This is a genomic window from Pseudomonas sp. QS1027 (assembly GCF_002814235.1).
Taxonomy (GTDB): domain Bacteria; phylum Pseudomonadota; class Gammaproteobacteria; order Pseudomonadales; family Pseudomonadaceae; genus Aquipseudomonas.
In genome coordinates, this window is the sequence record NZ_PHSU01000042.1 from 20,460 (window position 1) to 35,280 (window position 14,821).

Genomic DNA, 14,821 nt, shown 5'->3' on the forward strand with positions numbered 1-14,821 from the left:
ATCAAGGAGCTGCAATGTCCACCAAATCCCTGAAGCAAACCCCACTGCACGCCCTGCACCTGCAACTCGGCGCGCGCATGGTGCCGTTCGCCGGCTACGACATGCCGGTGCAATACCCGCTGGGCGTGATGAAAGAGCACCAGCACACCCGTGAACAGGCCGGGTTGTTCGACGTCTCGCACATGGGCCAGATCCGCCTGGTCGGCGCCGCGGCCGCCAAGGCCCTGGAAGGCCTGGTGCCGGTGGACATCATCGACCTGCCGGTGGGCATGCAGCGTTATGCGATGTTCACCAACGAAGCCGGTGGCATCCTCGATGACCTGATGGTCGCCAACCTGGGCAACGACGAACTGTTCCTGGTGGTCAACGCCGCCTGCAAGGAACAGGACCTGGCGCACCTGCAAAAACACCTGGGCCACCTGTGCGAGGTGGTGCCACTGTTCGAGGAACGCGCCCTGCTCGCCCTGCAAGGCCCGGCCGCGGTCAGCGTCCTGGCACGGCTGGCCCCTGAAGTGACGAAAATGACCTTCATGCAGTTCGCCAGCCTGCGCCTGCTGGGGGTGGACTGCTACGTCAGCCGCTCCGGCTACACCGGTGAAGACGGTTTCGAGATTTCCGTACCGGCGGCCAGCGCCGAAGCCCTGGCCCGCAGCCTGCTGGCGGAAACCGAGGTCGAGGCCATCGGCCTCGGTGCCCGTGACTCCCTGCGCCTGGAAGCCGGCCTGTGCCTGTACGGGCACGACATGAACACCGACACCACCCCGGTGGAAGCCAGCCTGCTCTGGGCCATCTCCAAGGTCCGCCGCGCCGACGGTGCACGGGCCGGTGGTTTCCCCGGTGCCGAGACGATCTTTGCCCAGCAGCAGCAGGGTGTGTCACGCAAACGTGTAGGCCTGTTACCGCAGGAACGCACACCGGTGCGCGAAGGCGCGGAAATCGTCGATCAGGATGGCACAGTGATCGGCAACGTCTGTAGCGGCGGCTTCGGTCCGACCCTCGGCGCCCCCCTGGCCATGGGCTATGTAGACAGCGCGCAGGCCGCTCTGGACAGCGAAGTCTGGGCCATCGTGCGCGGCAAGCGCGTCCCGCTCAAGGTGAGCAAGATGCCGTTTGTACCACAGCGTTACTACAGGGGCTGATACAGCATTTTCAACAGGGGTCGCCCCCTGTTGATACTTACAGTAACAACTAAGCCACCGCTGAAACAGTGCACTACCTTGTCACGCAACCGCCACAAAACAGTGCATATATGCGCCCATGAACTTGCGTTATAACAGTCGAAAATAAGCTCATCCACGCGGATGGCCAGCGACGCTCTGCAAGCCCATGCAACCCCCCATAAACAGGCATAAATCCGGGGGTTTCGCAGGGCTTGTTTTTTCTCCCGGAGTTGGCGTAGAGTTTCTCTACTGTGTTTGCATGGGTCGCTTGGAATCGTGACCTGGGCAGTAGCCTGAAGTTTGCTACAACCCGTTCGACGTCTCTTACTTTCCTGCAACCCAGCCCAGTACTCTTTCATATGAAAGGGACTGTCATTAATTTTAGCGTCAAGGAAATAAGAAAATGTCCCAACGTCAGAGCGGTACCGTCAAGTGGTTTAACGACGAGAAAGGTTTTGGTTTTATCACTCCAGAAAGCGGTCCGGATCTGTTCGTCCATTTCCGCGCTATTCAGGGCAACGGCTTCAAGAGCCTGAAAGAAGGCCAGAAAGTGACCTTCGTCGCCGTGCAGGGCCAGAAAGGCATGCAGGCTGATGAAGTGCAAGCGGAAGCCTGATCCCCTGGGAACCCGTCTTCTTGCGATGAAAAGCCCCTGATATTGATATCCGGGGCTTTTTTATGGGCGCAATTTCGTAAAATGGTTTTTTCAGTCCTCACGGAGAGAGCCGCCATGTCGAAACACGCGCTGAGCCCCCAGGGTGATTTCCCCGCCGCCGGCCTGGGCCGTCGCCTGGCCGCGATGTTCTATGACTTCCTGTTGTGCACGGCGCTGCTGATCGTCACCGCCTTTATCTACAAGCTGGTGCAGATGGCAATCGTCGGCGAGCAGCAACTGCGCAAGCTCTCCGATGCCGGGGCACTGGACGGCGACCCGCTGCTGTCGACGATCCTGCTGTTCGTGCTGTTCGGCTTTTTCGCCAAGTTCTGGACCTACAAGGGCCAGACCCTGGGCATGCAGGTCTGGGGCATTCGCGTACAGAACGCCGACGGTACCGCCATCAGTCTCTGGCAGGCGTTGCTGCGCTTTATCGTGTCGATTGCCTCCTGGATCCTTGGCCTGGGTTTCCTCTGGTCGCTGCTGGACAAGCAGAAGCGCAGCTGGCACGACATCTACTCCAACAGCCAACTGGTCCGGCTGCCCAAGCCAGCCAAGTAAGCAGGCACAAAAAAGCCCGCCTGTTTCGAGGCGGGCTTTTTCATGCAGCAACTTCAGCCGGGCTTATTCAGCCAGTTTGAAGGTGATGAAGCTGGCACGTCCCTGACGCAGCACGCGCATGGACACCGAACGATTCTTCGGCAGGGCCTTGGCAATCTCGGTGAACTGCGCCGCGGTGGTGATCGCCTGGTTGTTCAGGTGGGTGATCACATCGCCCGGTTGCAGGCCGATCAAAGCCGCAGGACCGTCCTGGACGTCCTTGATGACCACGCCACCCTTGAGGTCGTTGTCTTTCTTCTGGTCATCGCTCAGCTCGACCACGGAAATGCCCAGGCGGTTGCTGCTGCGCTCGGCGCCGTTGGCCTTGGCCAGATCCATTTCCTTGCCTTCGTCCGGAATCGCACCGACCGTCAGGTCCACGGTCTTGCGCTTGCCTTCACGAATCACTTCCAGGGACGCCTTCTCACCGGCCTTCAACGCGCCGACCAGATGCGGCAGATCGGCCGACAGCTCGATCGGCTGGCCGTTCATGCTGAGGATCACGTCACCAACCTGCAAGCCACCCTTCGCCGCGGGACCATCGTCCTGCACCTGGGCAACCAGGGCACCGGCCGGTTTGTCCAGGCCGAACGATTCGGCCAGGTCCTTGTTGACCTCCTGGATCACCACGCCCAACCAGCCACGGCTGACTTTGCCGCCGGCCTTCAGTTGATTGGAGACATCCATGGCGACATCGATCGGGATCGCGAAGGAAACCCCCATGAAGCCACCGGAACGGGTGTAGATCTGCGAGTTGATCCCGACCACTTCACCCTTGAGGTTGAACAGCGGACCACCGGAGTTACCCGGGTTGATCGGCACGTCGGTCTGGATGAACGGGACATAGTTCTCGTTCGGCAGGCTGCGGCCCACGGCGCTGACGATGCCCTGGGTCACGGTATGGTCAAAGCCGAACGGCGAACCAATGGCCACGACCCACTGGCCGGCCTTCAGGTCCTTGGACTCGCCCAACGTGAGGGTCGGCAGGTCCTTGCCGTCGATCTTCAGCAACGCTACGTCGGAACGCGGGTCGGTGCCTACCAGCTTGGCCTTGAGTTCACTGCGATCGGCCAGGCGTACCACGATCTCGTCGGCATCGGCGACCACGTGGTTGTTGGTCAGGATGTAGCCGTCCTTGGAGATGATGAAGCCCGACCCCAGGGACTGGGCTTCACGCTGGCGACCACCGCCATTGCCACCGCCTTTCGGACTGCGCGGCTGCGGGAAACCACGGAAGAATTGCTGGATTTCCGGCGGCAGGCCTTCAAGGCCCTGCATATCGGCAACCTTGCGATCCGGCAGTTTCTGGGTGGTACTGATATTGACCACCGCCGGCGAAGCCTGCTTCACCAGTTCGGTGAAGTCGGGCAAATCAGCAGCCTGGGCGGTCACCGCCTGGCCGAGCACCAGAACGGTGGCGACGATGGACAGATAAGACTTCAAGCGTGGTATCGACATATGGCTCCCGTGAACAACGAGCATGATTAAGCGATAGGCCCTTGCAAACCCCAGGTATGAAACGCCGGGACTTTCGGACCGGAAACAGCAAACAAGGCCAGAGCCGAGAGGCTCTGACCTATAAGAAAACTCAGGGATATTTGCAAATGAATTTGATCACCAAACATTTCTGCACCAGCCCCCCACAGCCCTCATGATTCAGCAGCTCACTGCTTGGCCTGCGCATTGCCGGCACGCATGGACAGCGCGATCCGTTCGGCGGTACCGATGGGAATCTCGCCCACCACCGTGACCATGATGTCGCCGCCCGGGGTGGTGAGGTGCCGCGACACCGCGACCGTTGGCCCCAACTGGGCCCGGGCATCCGTCACCGAAGCGCCGTTGAGGGGTTCGAGGAACACCGAAAACCGCGACAGGCCGTCGTCATACATCAAGCTGCTGACTTCGACCTTGGTCGCCGGGTCGACCCGCGCCGTGCTGCTGACCAGTTCGAAACCCGGTGGCAGCCAATCCGAATGCCACAACTGGGCCACCGCAGCGCCCAGGGCCTGCACCTGGGGCTGGGCCTGGTTGGTCAACAGCACCACCGGCTTGCACTCGGCACTCGGCTGTACCTGGCTTTCCTCGGGGGGCTTGGCCGTATTCAATTCGGTGAATTGGAAACGTTCGAGCAACTGCCCCTTGTCATTGAGCAACAATGACTTCAAGGGCAAGCCGGTCTCACGGTCCAGGTGCAGTTCAAAACCATAACGATGCTGGTCACGGGGCGTCAGCGAGACCACCACGGCCGGACGACCGGCCACCCGCGACTTGCCGATGACGGCGATGTCGTACCAGGTCTTGAGGGTTTGCGGATCCAGGGAGCGGGTATGGGAATCCGGCATATCGCCGAGCCCCGCTACCAGCGCGCCACTGACGCACTGGGTGTGACCATCGACGCGAACAACCTCTTGTGCCGAGCCATCGAGCTGGATCAGACGTTCACGAACCTTGCCATCGCGCACCAGGTGCCAGATGCCATGGGTAGAAAAACTACCATTGCGCTCGTAGACGAAAGTGCCCTGAAAGCTTTGCTGCTGCTCGGCTTGCCCAAGACGGTTCAACCAGTCCTGGGCCTCATCGGCCTGGGCTGGAAGAACCCACCAGCCACTGAGCACCAGCGTTAGAAGAGGTAGCGCGCGCATGATCCTCCTTAACGGTTTTCCAGGCTGGCGGCACGGGCGTAGGGCAGAGCGCTTTCAGTACCCTTGAGTGCGGCCTGTTGCGCATGCTGACGCAGGTAGCCTGGCAGCCGCTGATCGTGCCAGCCGGACTGGCCTTGCTGCAACACGCCGTTGGCCATCGGGCCGGTCGACTGGTCGCTGCTTTCAGTGTAGCCGGCCAGCACCGCCGGACCTTTGGCCGTAGGGGCTACCAGGCCTGGCTGGTTCGATTGCTGGGCCAGTTGGGCACCGACAATGTCATCCTGGTTGTACAGGCGTACACCGGCCAGCACGGCCAATGTGACCGAGGCCGCAACGGCCAGGCGACCGATAGTACGCCAAGGGCCGCGAGTGCTTTTCGCCGGAACTTCTTCGCCAGCCAGGGCCGCGGAAACGGCCGAGGCCAGATCCAGACGAGGGTCCAACAGTTCCTTGTGCATCACTGCCCGGGCGATTTGGTAACGAGACCAGGTGGCACGGGTCTCGGCATCGTCAAGGGCATTGAGCACCCGACGCAATTCCAGTTCGTCCGCTTCGTTATCCATCACCGCGGACAGCGATTCCTGCAGGGCTTCACGACTCATGGCGGTTCCTCTCTTGGCTGTCGCCGCTGTCTCAGGTTTCCTGCAACAACGGCTGCAGGGCTTTATCGATGGCCTCCCGAGCGCGGAAAATCCGGGAGCGCACGGTGCCCACCGGACACTGCATGACCGCTGCAATGTCCTCATAACTCAGACCGTCGAATTCACGTAAAGTTAAAGCCGTACGCAAATCTTCTGGCAATTGCTGGATGGTCCGATGGACGGTGCCTTCGATCTCATCCCGCAGCAACGCACGCTCCGGCGACTCGAGGTCCTTGAGGCCATGATCGCCGTCGTAGAACTCCGCGTCCTCTGAACTCACATCGCTGTCTGGTGGCCTGCGACCGCGGGACACCAGGTAGTTCTTCGCCGTGTTGATGGCGATGCGGTAGAGCCAGGTATAAAAGGCACTGTCACCGCGAAAATTGCCCAATGCACGGTAGGCTTTGATAAAGGCTTCCTGTGCAACATCCTGGGCTTCATGGGTGTCGTGCACGAATCGCACGATCAACCCGAGAATTTTGTGCTGATACTTCAGCACCAGCAGATCAAATGCCCGCTTGTCGCCACGTTGTACGCGCTCGACCAGCTGCTGATCCTCTTCCTGGGTTAGCATGAACACTCCTCATAGGACCTGAAGGAGGCGTGCATCGCGAATTGACCAGGCTTGCAAACATAGACTCGGGCTTCTGGCAAAAGTTCTCCCCCTTCAAGCAAGTTTCCTGTGGCCCGCTGAACGGACACACACGAAAAACGCAGCACGGCCAGCGCCGACTGCGTGAATAATCTGGTCGTCGAATCTGCTTGCGAAGGCCGTCTCAGGCACCTCGCATAAAGCCGACGCTGTCCCCTTCTTTCAGGCACCCCGCATGGGAGCCTGAAGCCCCGTAAAAGTTCCCGGAACCCCCAGCGGGTAATGGCATTGTGATAGTTATGCTGACCACGGCTGCCTGAGCCTTGGTTATAGCTGAAAAATCATTGCCTTACCCTGCAAAAGCACATGCATGGCGGCATGGACTGGCGCACACTCAGCGCCCACAGCCCTTTCACAATGCCCCAAAGGCCCGGCTATTGTGCCGCTCCCCCCAGCCATATACTAGTGGGCTGTCGGGCGGGGCCCGGCAACTGCCCTCCGGGCGCTTTTTTCGGATGTTTCTGATGAGCCGACATTTTCAACACGATGTGCTGGTGATTGGCAGCGGTGCCGCCGGCCTGAGCCTGGCACTCACCCTGCCCAGCCATCTGCGCATTGCCGTCCTGAGCAAGGGCAACCTGGCCAACGGTTCGACGTTCTGGGCCCAGGGCGGCGTCGCCGCGGTGCTCGACGACACCGACACCGTGCAGTCCCACGTCGAGGACACCCTCAATGCCGGCGGTGGCCTGTGCCATGAAGACGCCGTGCGCTTCACCGTCGAGCACAGCCGCGAGGCCATCCAGTGGCTGATCGACCAGGGCGTGCCGTTTACCCGGGACGAAGAGGCCAGCGCCGATGACGGCGGTTTCGAATTCCACCTGACCCGCGAGGGCGGCCACAGCCATCGACGGATCATCCATGCCGCCGACGCCACCGGCGCGGCGATCTTCAAGACCCTCCTGGAACAAGCCCGCCAGCGGCCCAATATCGAGTTGCTGGAACAACGGGTGGCCGTCGACCTGATCACCGAAAAACGCCTGGGCCTGGCCGGCGACCGCTGCCTGGGGGCCTATGTGCTCGACCGCGGCACCGGCGAAGTCGACACCTATGGCGCGCGCTTCACCGTGCTCGCCTCGGGCGGCGCGGCCAAGGTCTACCTCTATACCAGCAACCCCGACGGTGCCTGCGGTGACGGCATCGCCATGGCCTGGCGTTCGGGCTGCCGGGTGGCGAACCTGGAGTTCAACCAGTTCCACCCCACCTGCCTCTATCATCCGCAGGCCAAGAGTTTTCTCATCACCGAGGCCCTGCGTGGCGAAGGTGCGCACCTGAAACTGCCCAACGGCGAACGCTTCATGCCGCGCTTCGACCCACGGGCCGAGCTGGCACCACGGGACATCGTGGCCCGGGCCATCGACCATGAGATGAAGCGCCTGGGTATCGACTGCGTCTATCTGGACATCAGCCACAAGCCCGAAGCCTTTATCAAGACGCATTTCCCGACGGTGTACGAACGCTGCCTGGAATTCTCCATCGACATCACCAAGGGCCCGATCCCGGTGGTCCCGGCCGCGCACTACACCTGTGGCGGCGTGCTGGTGGACCAGCAGGGCCGCACCGATGTGCCCGGCCTGTATGCCATCGGCGAGACCAGCTTCACCGGCCTGCACGGTGCCAACCGCATGGCCAGCAACTCGCTGCTCGAATGTTTCGTCTACGCCCGTTCGGCGGCGGCGGACATTATCGAGCAATTGCCACAGATCGCCGTGCCCGCCGCCCTGCCGAGCTGGGATGCAAGCCAGGTGACCGACTCCGACGAGGACGTGATCATCGCGCACAACTGGGACGAACTGCGGCGCTTCATGTGGGACTACGTCGGCATCGTGCGCACCAACAAGCGCCTGCAGCGGGCGCAACATCGGGTGCGCCTGCTGCTGGACGAGATCGATGAGTTCTACAGCAACTACAAGGTCAGCCGCGACCTGATCGAGTTGCGCAACCTGGCCCAGGTCGCCGAACTGATGATTCGCTCGGCCATGGAACGCAAGGAAAGCCGGGGCCTGCATTACACCCTCGACTACCCGGACCTGCTGCCCGAGGCGCTGGACACTATCCTGGTGCCGCCCACCTACGTCGGCTGAACTTCAAGCGTACGCGCAGGCGCCGGTGCACATCCGGCGCCTGCGCATCCCAGGGCACACACAACCCACGGACCCGGCGCTCGCCCGGCAGGCGAAAACGCAGCACCACCAGCCACGGCAAGGCCAGGCTGTCGCGACACAACTGCACCGGCTGCCAGCCTGCGGCCTGATTCCACAGCTGCCAGCCCTGCTCGTCACGGCGCAAGCCGGTAAAAGCCGACGGATGGTTCAGCAGCAACTGCCGCGGCCACACCCAGGCGCCGTGCAGCAGGCACAGCAAAGCCCCGGGCAGACTGGCCCAGAGCGGAATATCCAGCAGATAAAGCGAAACCAGCGCCAGGCCCAGGGCCCCGAGATATGCCGCCGGCAACAGCCGTGAGGCCTGCCAGCGGCATTCGAACAGATTACTTGGGCTGGACACGATCCAGGATCATGCGAACCATCCGCTGCAACTCCGGATCTTCCGACTCGGAGCGCTCCATGAACCAGCCGAACATGTCCTGGTCTTCGCATTCGAGCAGGTTGCGATAGCAGTCACGGTCGGCCTGGCTCAGATGCGGGTACACCTCCCTGACGAACGGTACCAGCAACACGTCCAGCTCCAGCATGCCGCGACGGCTGTGCCAATAGAGGCGATTGAGTTCTACATCTTCGACCATGGAGCGCTCCTCAAATTTGAGCGCAAGTATACAGCCCTGCGCGCGTGCCGACAGTCGGCTTTGGTCGGGGACGCCGGCGGTGTTGTGAACTACCCATTTGCCAGGCGCCCCTCTATGATGTCTCCCATCCCTTTTCCGCTGCGATGACCCATGGCCGATTCCGCTTTTTTCTGCACGCTGACCCACGAAGGCGTTCTTGCCGTCCGCGGCACCGACGCCGCCAAGTTTCTCCAGGGCCAACTGACCTGCAACCTCAACTACCTGAGTGACGTGCGGGCCAGCCTCGGCGCCCGCTGCACACAAAAAGGCCGCATGCAGTCGAGCTTCCGCATCCTGCTCGAAGGTGACGGCGTACTGCTGGCGATGGCCAGCGAGTTGCTGGAGCCGCAACTGGCGGACCTGAAAAAATACGCGGTGTTCTCCAAATCCAAGCTCACCGACGAAAGCGCCGGCTGGGTCCGCTTCGGCCTCGGCGACGGCGACGCCGCCTTGCGTGGCCTGGGCCTTGAGCTGCCGGGCGAGACCGACGCCGTGGTCCGCGCGGACGGCTTGATCGCCCTGCGGGTTTCCCCGGGGCGCAGCGAACTCTGGGTTCCGGCGGATCAGGCCGCCCGGGTACGCGAGCATCTGGCGAGCGCGTTGCGCGAGGCCGATCTGAACACCTGGCTGCTGGGCCAGGTACGCGCCGGTATCGGCCAGGTCATGCCACAGACCCGCGAACTGTTTATTCCACAAATGCTCAATTTGCAGGCGGTCGGTGGCGTAAGCTTCAAGAAAGGCTGCTATACAGGGCAGGAAATCGTCGCCCGCATGCAGTACCTGGGCAAGCTCAAGCGTCGCCTTTATCGTCTGGCACTGGTCGCCGACCAACTGCCGGAACCGGGTAGCGCGCTGTTCGCTCCCTCCCATGGCAGTGCCATCGGTGAAGTGGTGATCGCCGCCCGGGCGGAAAATGGCATTGAACTACTGGCCGTGCTGCAAGCCGAAGCTGCAGAAGCAGGTCATGTCCATCTGGGCGATTTGCAAGGTCCGGCCCTGACATTGCTGGACCTGCCCTACCAACTGGACCGCGACAGCGAAATCCAGCGTTAACTGCACCGCCCTAGAGAATTGAAATGAACAAGCTGGCGGAAAAGGTCCAACGGGATTTGGTCAAGGCCATCGACAACGATGACCTGGTTCTGCCGACCCTCCCGGAAGTGGCCCTGAAGATTCGCAAGGCGGCGGAAGATCCGGAGATCAGCGTCAGCACCTTGAGCAAAGTGATCGGGGGCGACACCGCGTTGTCGGCGCGCCTGATCAAGGTGGTCAACAGCCCGTTGCTGCGGGCCAGCCACGAAGTCACCGACTTGCACACCGCCATCACCCGGCTGGGCGTCAACTACAGCAGCAACCTGGCCATCGGCCTGGTCATGGAGCAGATTTTCCATGCCCGTTCCGAGGTGGTGGAACAGAAGATGCGCGATGTCTGGCGCAAAAGCCTGGAGATCGCCGGGGTCTGCTACGTGCTGTGCCGCAACTTCACCCTGCTCAAGCCGGACCAGGCGGCGCTGGGTGGGCTGGTGCACCAGATCGGCGTCCTGCCGATCCTGACCTATGCCGAGGACCACTACGAGTTGCTCGCCGATCCGCTGAGCCTGGATCACGTGATCGACAGCATTCACCCATTGCTCGGCGACGAGTTGCTGAAGGTCTGGGAGTTTCCGGAGATGCTCGCCAAGCTGCCCGGGCAATACCTGAACCTGGAACGTGACAGCAAGGGCATCGACTATATCGGCCTGGTGCAGATCGCCAGTGTGTTTTGCTATCAGGGCACCGCGCACCCTTTCGGGCAAATAGCCCTGGGCGACTTGAAAGCCTTTATCAAGCTGGGGCTGGACGCGGAGAGCAGCACCCTCACTGATCAGCTCAACGAAGCGCGGGAGATGTTCCGCTAGGACTTACCCGGCGATAAAACTCACACGGACCTTCAAACCGTGTGGGTGAGCATCATGCAGGCTGATCTGCGCCAGATGCGCCCGGCAGATTTCGCCGACAATCGCCAATCCCAATCCGGCACCAATGCCCTGCTGATGGCGCCGGTAAAAACGCTCGAAGACCCGCCCCCGCTCCTCCTGCGGAATCCCCGGTCCGTCGTCTTCAACCTCCAGCACCGCCGGCAAGCCGACCCGCAGGATCACATTGCCACCGGACGGTGTATGGGCCAGGGCGTTGTCCACCAGGTTGCTCAACAACTCGTTGAGCAAGGTCGGCTCGCCCCGTAACCACACCGGTTCATCGGCTTCCAGCGCCAAGGCCACGCCCCGTGCATGGGCCAGCGGTGCCATCGCCATGCCCAGCTCCCGCGCCAACTGGCTGAGATCGAGCAACTGCGCACCGCCTTCGGCAATCGCCCGCGCGCCATTTTCGATCCGTGCCAGCGACAGCAACTGGTTGGCCAGGTGGGTCAGGCGATCGGTGCCCTGGGCCGCGGTCTCCAGGGTCTCGCGCCAGATCGCCGGCTCGTTCGCCCGCAAGCCCAGCTCAAGACGCGCCTTGAGCGCCGCCAGCGGCGTGCGCAGTTCATGGGCGGCATCGGCGATAAACTGTCCCTGGCGCTCGAACTGCCGGCGCAGGCGCTCGGTGAAGTGATTGAGCGAGCGCACCAGCGGCCAGAGTTCATGCTGCACCTCCACCAGCGGCAAGGGCCGCAGATCGTCCGGCTGGCGCTCCTCCACCGCCGCGCGCAGACGCTCCAGCGGACGCAAGGCCGCACTCACGGCAAAGCCCACCAGCATCAGCGCACCCAGCGCGAGCATGCCCAGGCGCAGCAGGGTGTCGGCCATCAGGCTACGGGCCATATTCACCCGCGCCTCATCGGTTTCGGCCACGCGGATTTCCGCCATGCCGTTCATGTTCGGTTCGCTGACCGCCTTGAGCAGGCTCACCACCCGCACGTTCTGCCCACGGTATTGGCCGTCGTAGAAGCGCGCCAGCGCCGGATAGTCATCGGTGCGCGGCGTACCGGGCGGTGGTGCGGGGAGGTTTTCGTAACCGGAAATCAACTGCTGGTGGATGTCGTTGACCTGATAGTAGATCCGCCCCGCGCTGTCATAGGCGAAGGTGTCCAGGGCCACGTAGGGCACGTTCGCGCTCAGGCTGCCGTCGCGTTGCGAGAGGCCGGCGGCAATGGTTCGCGCCGAGGCCAGCAAGGTACGGTCATAGGCTGTGTCCGCCGCTTCGCGACCGTTGTAATAAGCGCTCCAGCCGCTGGCGAGCATCAGCGCCACCAGCAACAGCGCGAGGTTCCACAGCAGCCGCCAACGCAGGCTGCCGGCCTTATGCATCGCGGTGCTCCAGCAGATAGCCGAGGCCACGGAAGGTGACGATGACCACCGCCTGGCCGTCGAGTTTCTTGCGCAGGCGGTGCACGTAGATCTCGATAGCATCGGCGCTGGCTTCCTCGTCCAGGCCGAAGACCTGCGCAGCCAACTGTTCCTTGCTCATCACCCGACCGGGCCGGGCAATCAGCGCTTCGAGCACCGCCTGTTCACGGGAGGTCAGGGTCAACAGTTCGTCGCCGAGGCTGAAACGCCGGGTGTCCAGGTCGTAGACCAGCGGCCCGCAGCGCTGCTGACGCTCGCCGCCGAGCACGCTGCGACGCAACAACGCCTTGACCCGCGCTTCAAGCTCGGTGAGTTCGAACGGCTTGGCCAGATAATCGTCGGCCCCCAGGTTCAGGCCATGGACGCGGTCCTTCACATCGCTGCGGGCGGTCAGCATCAGTACCGGCAGGTTCTTGCCACGGGCGCGCAGACGGGCCAGAACGTCAAAACCGTCCATACGCGGCAAACCCACGTCGAGGATCGCCACGGCGTATTCCTCGCTGCTCAAGGCCAGGTCGGCGGCCACCCCATCGTGCAGCACATCCACGGTCAACCCCGCGCTCTTGAGCGCCTGGGCAACACTTTCAGCCAACTGGAGATGGTCTTCGACCAGAAGCACGCGCATGGATTTCCTACCTCGACCGGGCTGACCTAAACGCCCTTTTGGCCGGGAGTCTACCGGATAAACAACCCGCCGCTAGCCATCGCTGCCCCGGTCCACGGGACCTTTTGCATTGAAAGCCTGGTGAAAGGTTGACCCATTAGAGTCCCTTCACGGACAGTGACGACCACCGTCGGCGCAGGTCCCTGAAACCCGAAAACGCCTCGATGCGCTTTCGTTCGAACAAGAACAATAATGGAGTAACCCACGATGTTGCCATTGCGCACCTTCGCCCTCGCCGCCGGCTGCCTGCTGTTTGCCGGACACCTCTGCGCCGCCGAACCCAAGCGCCCCGAATGCATTGCCCCGGCCTCCCCCGGCGGTGGTTTCGACCTGACCTGCAAGCTGGCGCAAAGCGCCCTGGTCAACGAAAAGATCCTCAGTAAACCCATGCGCGTCACCTACATGCCCGGTGGCGTGGGTGCCGTGGCCTACAACGCCGTGGTCGCCCAACGCCCGGCCGATGCCGGCACCCTGGTGGCCTGGTCCAGCGGTTCGCTGCTGAACCTGGCGCAAGGCAAGTTCGGCCGTTTCGATGAAGGTGCGGTGCGCTGGCTGGCGGCCGTCGGCACCAGCTACGGGGCCATCGCGGTGAAAAGCGACTCGCCGTACAAAACCCTCGACGATCTGGTCAAGGCGCTGAAGGCCGACCCGAGCAAGGTGGTCATCGGCTCCGGCGGCACCGTCGGCAGCCAGGACTGGATGCAGACCGCGCTGATCGCCAAGGCCGCCGGGATCAACCCGCGCGACCTGCGTTACGTGGCGCTCGAGGGTGGCGGCGAAATCGTCACCGCGCTGATGGGCGGGCACATCCAGGTCGGCAGCACCGACATCTCCGACTCCATGCCGCACATCCAGAGCGGCGACATGCGCCTGCTGGCGGTATTCGCCGAACAGCGCCTGGACGAAGAGGAGATGAAGAACATCCCTACCGCCAAGGAACAGGGCTACGACATTGTCTGGCCGGTGGTCCGCGGTTTCTACCTGGGGCCAAAGGTCAGCGACGAAGACTACGCCTGGTGGAAAGCCGCCTTCGACAAACTCCTGGCCTCGGAAGAGTTTGCCAAGCTGCGCGACCAGCGCGAGCTGTTCCCCTTCGCCATGACCGGCCCCGAGCTCGACACCTATGTGAAGAAACAGGTCGCCGACTACAAGGTGCTGGCCAAGGAATTCGGCCTGATCCAGTGATCACCTCCGCCTAGCGTTCGTGCCCCTGCAAAGGGGCGCGCCACAGGAGTTCGCCCCATGCTTTTACAACGACTGTTCGCCGTCGTGTTACTGCTGGCCTGCGCCGGCCTGGCACTGATGGCCTGGCCCTATCAGGCAGCCTTTTCCTACGAACCGGTCGGCCCGCGCGCCTACCCGCTGCTGATGCTCGGCCTGATGGGCCTCGGCCTGCTGTACCTGCTGTTTCGTCCCACTCCCATCGTCCACAGCGAAGAAGAGCCACCGCTGGACCGCGCCACCCTGCACAAGATCGGCATTTGCGTGGTGCTGTTGCTGGTGTTCGCCGGCACCTTCGAATCCCTGGGTTTCATCCTCAGCAGTGTCCTGGTGGGCATCCCCATGGCGCGCCTGTACGGCGGCCGCTGGTTGCCCAGTGCGCTGATCATCAGCCTGATGAGCGTCGGACTTTATCTGCTGTTCGATAAAGCCATGGACGTGCCGCTGCCCCTCGGACTGCTCGACGTACTGGAGAACTGAC

General features: G+C 62.5%; 16 protein-coding genes. 8 read left to right on the plus strand and 8 right to left on the minus strand.

The annotated features are described in order from the left end of the window. The first annotated feature begins 14 nt into the window (after positions 1 to 14). The 3 genes from gcvT (at position 15) to CWE01_RS31350 (ending at position 2,376) form a co-directional block, all read left to right on the plus strand. Positions 15 to 1,139 (plus strand): glycine cleavage system aminomethyltransferase GcvT, encoded by a 1,125-nt coding sequence (gene gcvT / locus CWE01_RS31340; RefSeq protein WP_100944431.1) that lies wholly within the window; start codon positions 15 to 17, stop codon positions 1,137 to 1,139. Between the two features lie 424 nt (positions 1,140 to 1,563). Beyond that, on the plus strand, positions 1,564 to 1,776 hold the full coding sequence (locus tag CWE01_RS31345; RefSeq protein WP_003175786.1) for a cold-shock protein: 213 nt from the start codon (positions 1,564 to 1,566) through the stop codon (positions 1,774 to 1,776). Positions 1,777 to 1,890: 114 nt separating this feature from the next. Further along, on the plus strand, positions 1,891 to 2,376 hold the full coding sequence (locus tag CWE01_RS31350) for an RDD family protein (protein ID WP_100944432.1): 486 nt from the start codon (positions 1,891 to 1,893) through the stop codon (positions 2,374 to 2,376). Positions 2,377 to 2,439: 63 nt separating this feature from the next. Here CWE01_RS31350 and CWE01_RS31355 read toward each other — a convergent pair whose 3' ends face one another. The 4 genes from CWE01_RS31355 to rpoE all read right to left on the minus strand — a co-directional run bounded on the left by CWE01_RS31355 (position 2,440) and on the right by rpoE (position 6,272). Then, a complete protein-coding gene (locus CWE01_RS31355; protein WP_100944433.1) occupies positions 2,440 to 3,873 on the minus strand; it encodes a DegQ family serine endoprotease in 1,434 nt (477 codons plus the stop codon). A gap of 206 nt (positions 3,874 to 4,079) precedes the next feature. Next, positions 4,080 to 5,057 carry a MucB/RseB C-terminal domain-containing protein gene (locus CWE01_RS31360; RefSeq protein ID WP_100944434.1) on the minus strand — a complete coding sequence of 326 codons (978 nt, stop codon included), beginning with the start codon at positions 5,055 to 5,057 and terminating at the stop codon, positions 4,080 to 4,082. An 8-nt stretch (positions 5,058 to 5,065) separates the two neighbouring features. Beyond that, a complete protein-coding gene (locus CWE01_RS31365) occupies positions 5,066 to 5,659 on the minus strand; it encodes a sigma-E factor negative regulatory protein (RefSeq protein WP_100944435.1) in 594 nt (197 codons plus the stop codon). Between the two features lie 31 nt (positions 5,660 to 5,690). Continuing rightward, a complete protein-coding gene (gene rpoE / locus CWE01_RS31370) occupies positions 5,691 to 6,272 on the minus strand; it encodes an RNA polymerase sigma factor RpoE (RefSeq protein ID WP_017127586.1) in 582 nt (193 codons plus the stop codon). A gap of 542 nt (positions 6,273 to 6,814) precedes the next feature. Here rpoE and nadB point away from each other — a divergent pair. Then, complete coding sequence (gene nadB, locus CWE01_RS31375; protein ID WP_100944436.1) at positions 6,815 to 8,431, plus strand: L-aspartate oxidase; 1,617 nt, start codon at positions 6,815 to 6,817, stop codon at positions 8,429 to 8,431. On the opposite strand, the gene CWE01_RS31380 is transcribed toward nadB, so the two are convergent. Both CWE01_RS31380 and CWE01_RS31385 read right to left on the minus strand, forming a co-directional pair. Beyond that, on the minus strand, positions 8,400 to 8,852 hold the full coding sequence (locus CWE01_RS31380) for a protein YgfX (protein WP_100944437.1): 453 nt from the start codon (positions 8,850 to 8,852) through the stop codon (positions 8,400 to 8,402). The genes nadB and CWE01_RS31380 overlap by 32 nt on opposite strands. Further along, positions 8,836 to 9,090, minus strand: coding sequence for a succinate dehydrogenase assembly factor 2 (locus tag CWE01_RS31385; protein WP_100944438.1), 255 nt, complete (start codon positions 9,088 to 9,090; stop codon positions 8,836 to 8,838). Before CWE01_RS31385 ends, CWE01_RS31380 begins: the two co-directional genes overlap by 17 nt. Positions 9,091 to 9,240: 150 nt before the next feature. Between CWE01_RS31385 and CWE01_RS31390 the strand changes: the two genes are divergently transcribed. Both CWE01_RS31390 and CWE01_RS31395 read left to right on the plus strand, forming a co-directional pair. Further along, complete coding sequence (locus CWE01_RS31390; RefSeq protein ID WP_100944439.1) at positions 9,241 to 10,182, plus strand: folate-binding protein YgfZ; 942 nt, start codon at positions 9,241 to 9,243, stop codon at positions 10,180 to 10,182. A gap of 23 nt (positions 10,183 to 10,205) precedes the next feature. Further along, positions 10,206 to 11,027, plus strand: a complete 822-nt coding sequence (locus CWE01_RS31395) for an HDOD domain-containing protein (protein WP_100944440.1) — start codon at positions 10,206 to 10,208, stop codon at positions 11,025 to 11,027. A 3-nt stretch (positions 11,028 to 11,030) separates the two neighbouring features. On the opposite strand, the gene CWE01_RS31400 is transcribed toward CWE01_RS31395, so the two are convergent. Next, positions 11,031 to 12,416 (minus strand): sensor histidine kinase, encoded by a 1,386-nt coding sequence (locus CWE01_RS31400; protein WP_100944441.1) that lies wholly within the window; start codon positions 12,414 to 12,416, stop codon positions 11,031 to 11,033. Then, positions 12,409 to 13,080: a response regulator gene (locus CWE01_RS31405; RefSeq protein ID WP_100944442.1), complete on the minus strand. Its 672-nt coding sequence runs from the start codon at positions 13,078 to 13,080 to the stop codon at positions 12,409 to 12,411. Before CWE01_RS31405 ends, CWE01_RS31400 begins: the two co-directional genes overlap by 8 nt. Before the next feature lie 246 nt (positions 13,081 to 13,326). On the opposite strand from CWE01_RS31405, the gene CWE01_RS31410 reads away from it, so the two are divergent. After that, the gene (locus CWE01_RS31410) at positions 13,327 to 14,304 is read left to right on the plus strand and encodes a tripartite tricarboxylate transporter substrate binding protein (RefSeq protein ID WP_100944443.1); all 978 of its coding nucleotides are present in this window, start codon (positions 13,327 to 13,329) and stop codon (positions 14,302 to 14,304) included. Between the two features lie 57 nt (positions 14,305 to 14,361). Next, on the plus strand, positions 14,362 to 14,820 hold the full coding sequence (locus CWE01_RS31415; RefSeq protein WP_100944444.1) for a tripartite tricarboxylate transporter TctB family protein: 459 nt from the start codon (positions 14,362 to 14,364) through the stop codon (positions 14,818 to 14,820). The last annotated feature ends 1 nt before the right edge of the window (position 14,821 follow it).

Bases quoted from the DNA above. Each gene is read 5' to 3' on its own strand.
- CWE01_RS31405 (WP_100944442.1), bottom strand. From the start codon at position 13,080: ATGCGCGTGCTTCTGGTCGAAGACCATCTCCAGTTGGCTGAAAGTGTT.
- CWE01_RS31345 (WP_003175786.1), top strand. From the start codon at position 1,564: ATGTCCCAACGTCAGAGCGGTACCGTCAAGTGGTTTAACGACGAGAAA.
- CWE01_RS31355 (WP_100944433.1), bottom strand. From the start codon at position 3,873: ATGTCGATACCACGCTTGAAGTCTTATCTGTCCATCGTCGCCACCGTT.
- rpoE (WP_017127586.1), bottom strand. From the start codon at position 6,272: ATGCTAACCCAGGAAGAGGATCAGCAGCTGGTCGAGCGCGTACAACGT.
- CWE01_RS31400 (WP_100944441.1), bottom strand. From the start codon at position 12,416: ATGCATAAGGCCGGCAGCCTGCGTTGGCGGCTGCTGTGGAACCTCGCG.
- CWE01_RS31415 (WP_100944444.1), top strand. From the start codon at position 14,362: ATGCTTTTACAACGACTGTTCGCCGTCGTGTTACTGCTGGCCTGCGCC.
- gcvT (WP_100944431.1), top strand. From the start codon at position 15: ATGTCCACCAAATCCCTGAAGCAAACCCCACTGCACGCCCTGCACCTG.
- CWE01_RS31385 (WP_100944438.1), bottom strand. From the start codon at position 9,090: ATGGTCGAAGATGTAGAACTCAATCGCCTCTATTGGCACAGCCGTCGC.
- CWE01_RS31365 (WP_100944435.1), bottom strand. From the start codon at position 5,659: ATGAGTCGTGAAGCCCTGCAGGAATCGCTGTCCGCGGTGATGGATAAC.
- nadB (WP_100944436.1), top strand. From the start codon at position 6,815: ATGAGCCGACATTTTCAACACGATGTGCTGGTGATTGGCAGCGGTGCC.
- CWE01_RS31410 (WP_100944443.1), top strand. From the start codon at position 13,327: ATGTTGCCATTGCGCACCTTCGCCCTCGCCGCCGGCTGCCTGCTGTTT.
- CWE01_RS31350 (WP_100944432.1), top strand. From the start codon at position 1,891: ATGTCGAAACACGCGCTGAGCCCCCAGGGTGATTTCCCCGCCGCCGGC.
- CWE01_RS31360 (WP_100944434.1), bottom strand. From the start codon at position 5,057: ATGCGCGCGCTACCTCTTCTAACGCTGGTGCTCAGTGGCTGGTGGGTT.
- CWE01_RS31395 (WP_100944440.1), top strand. From the start codon at position 10,206: ATGAACAAGCTGGCGGAAAAGGTCCAACGGGATTTGGTCAAGGCCATC.
- CWE01_RS31390 (WP_100944439.1), top strand. From the start codon at position 9,241: ATGGCCGATTCCGCTTTTTTCTGCACGCTGACCCACGAAGGCGTTCTT.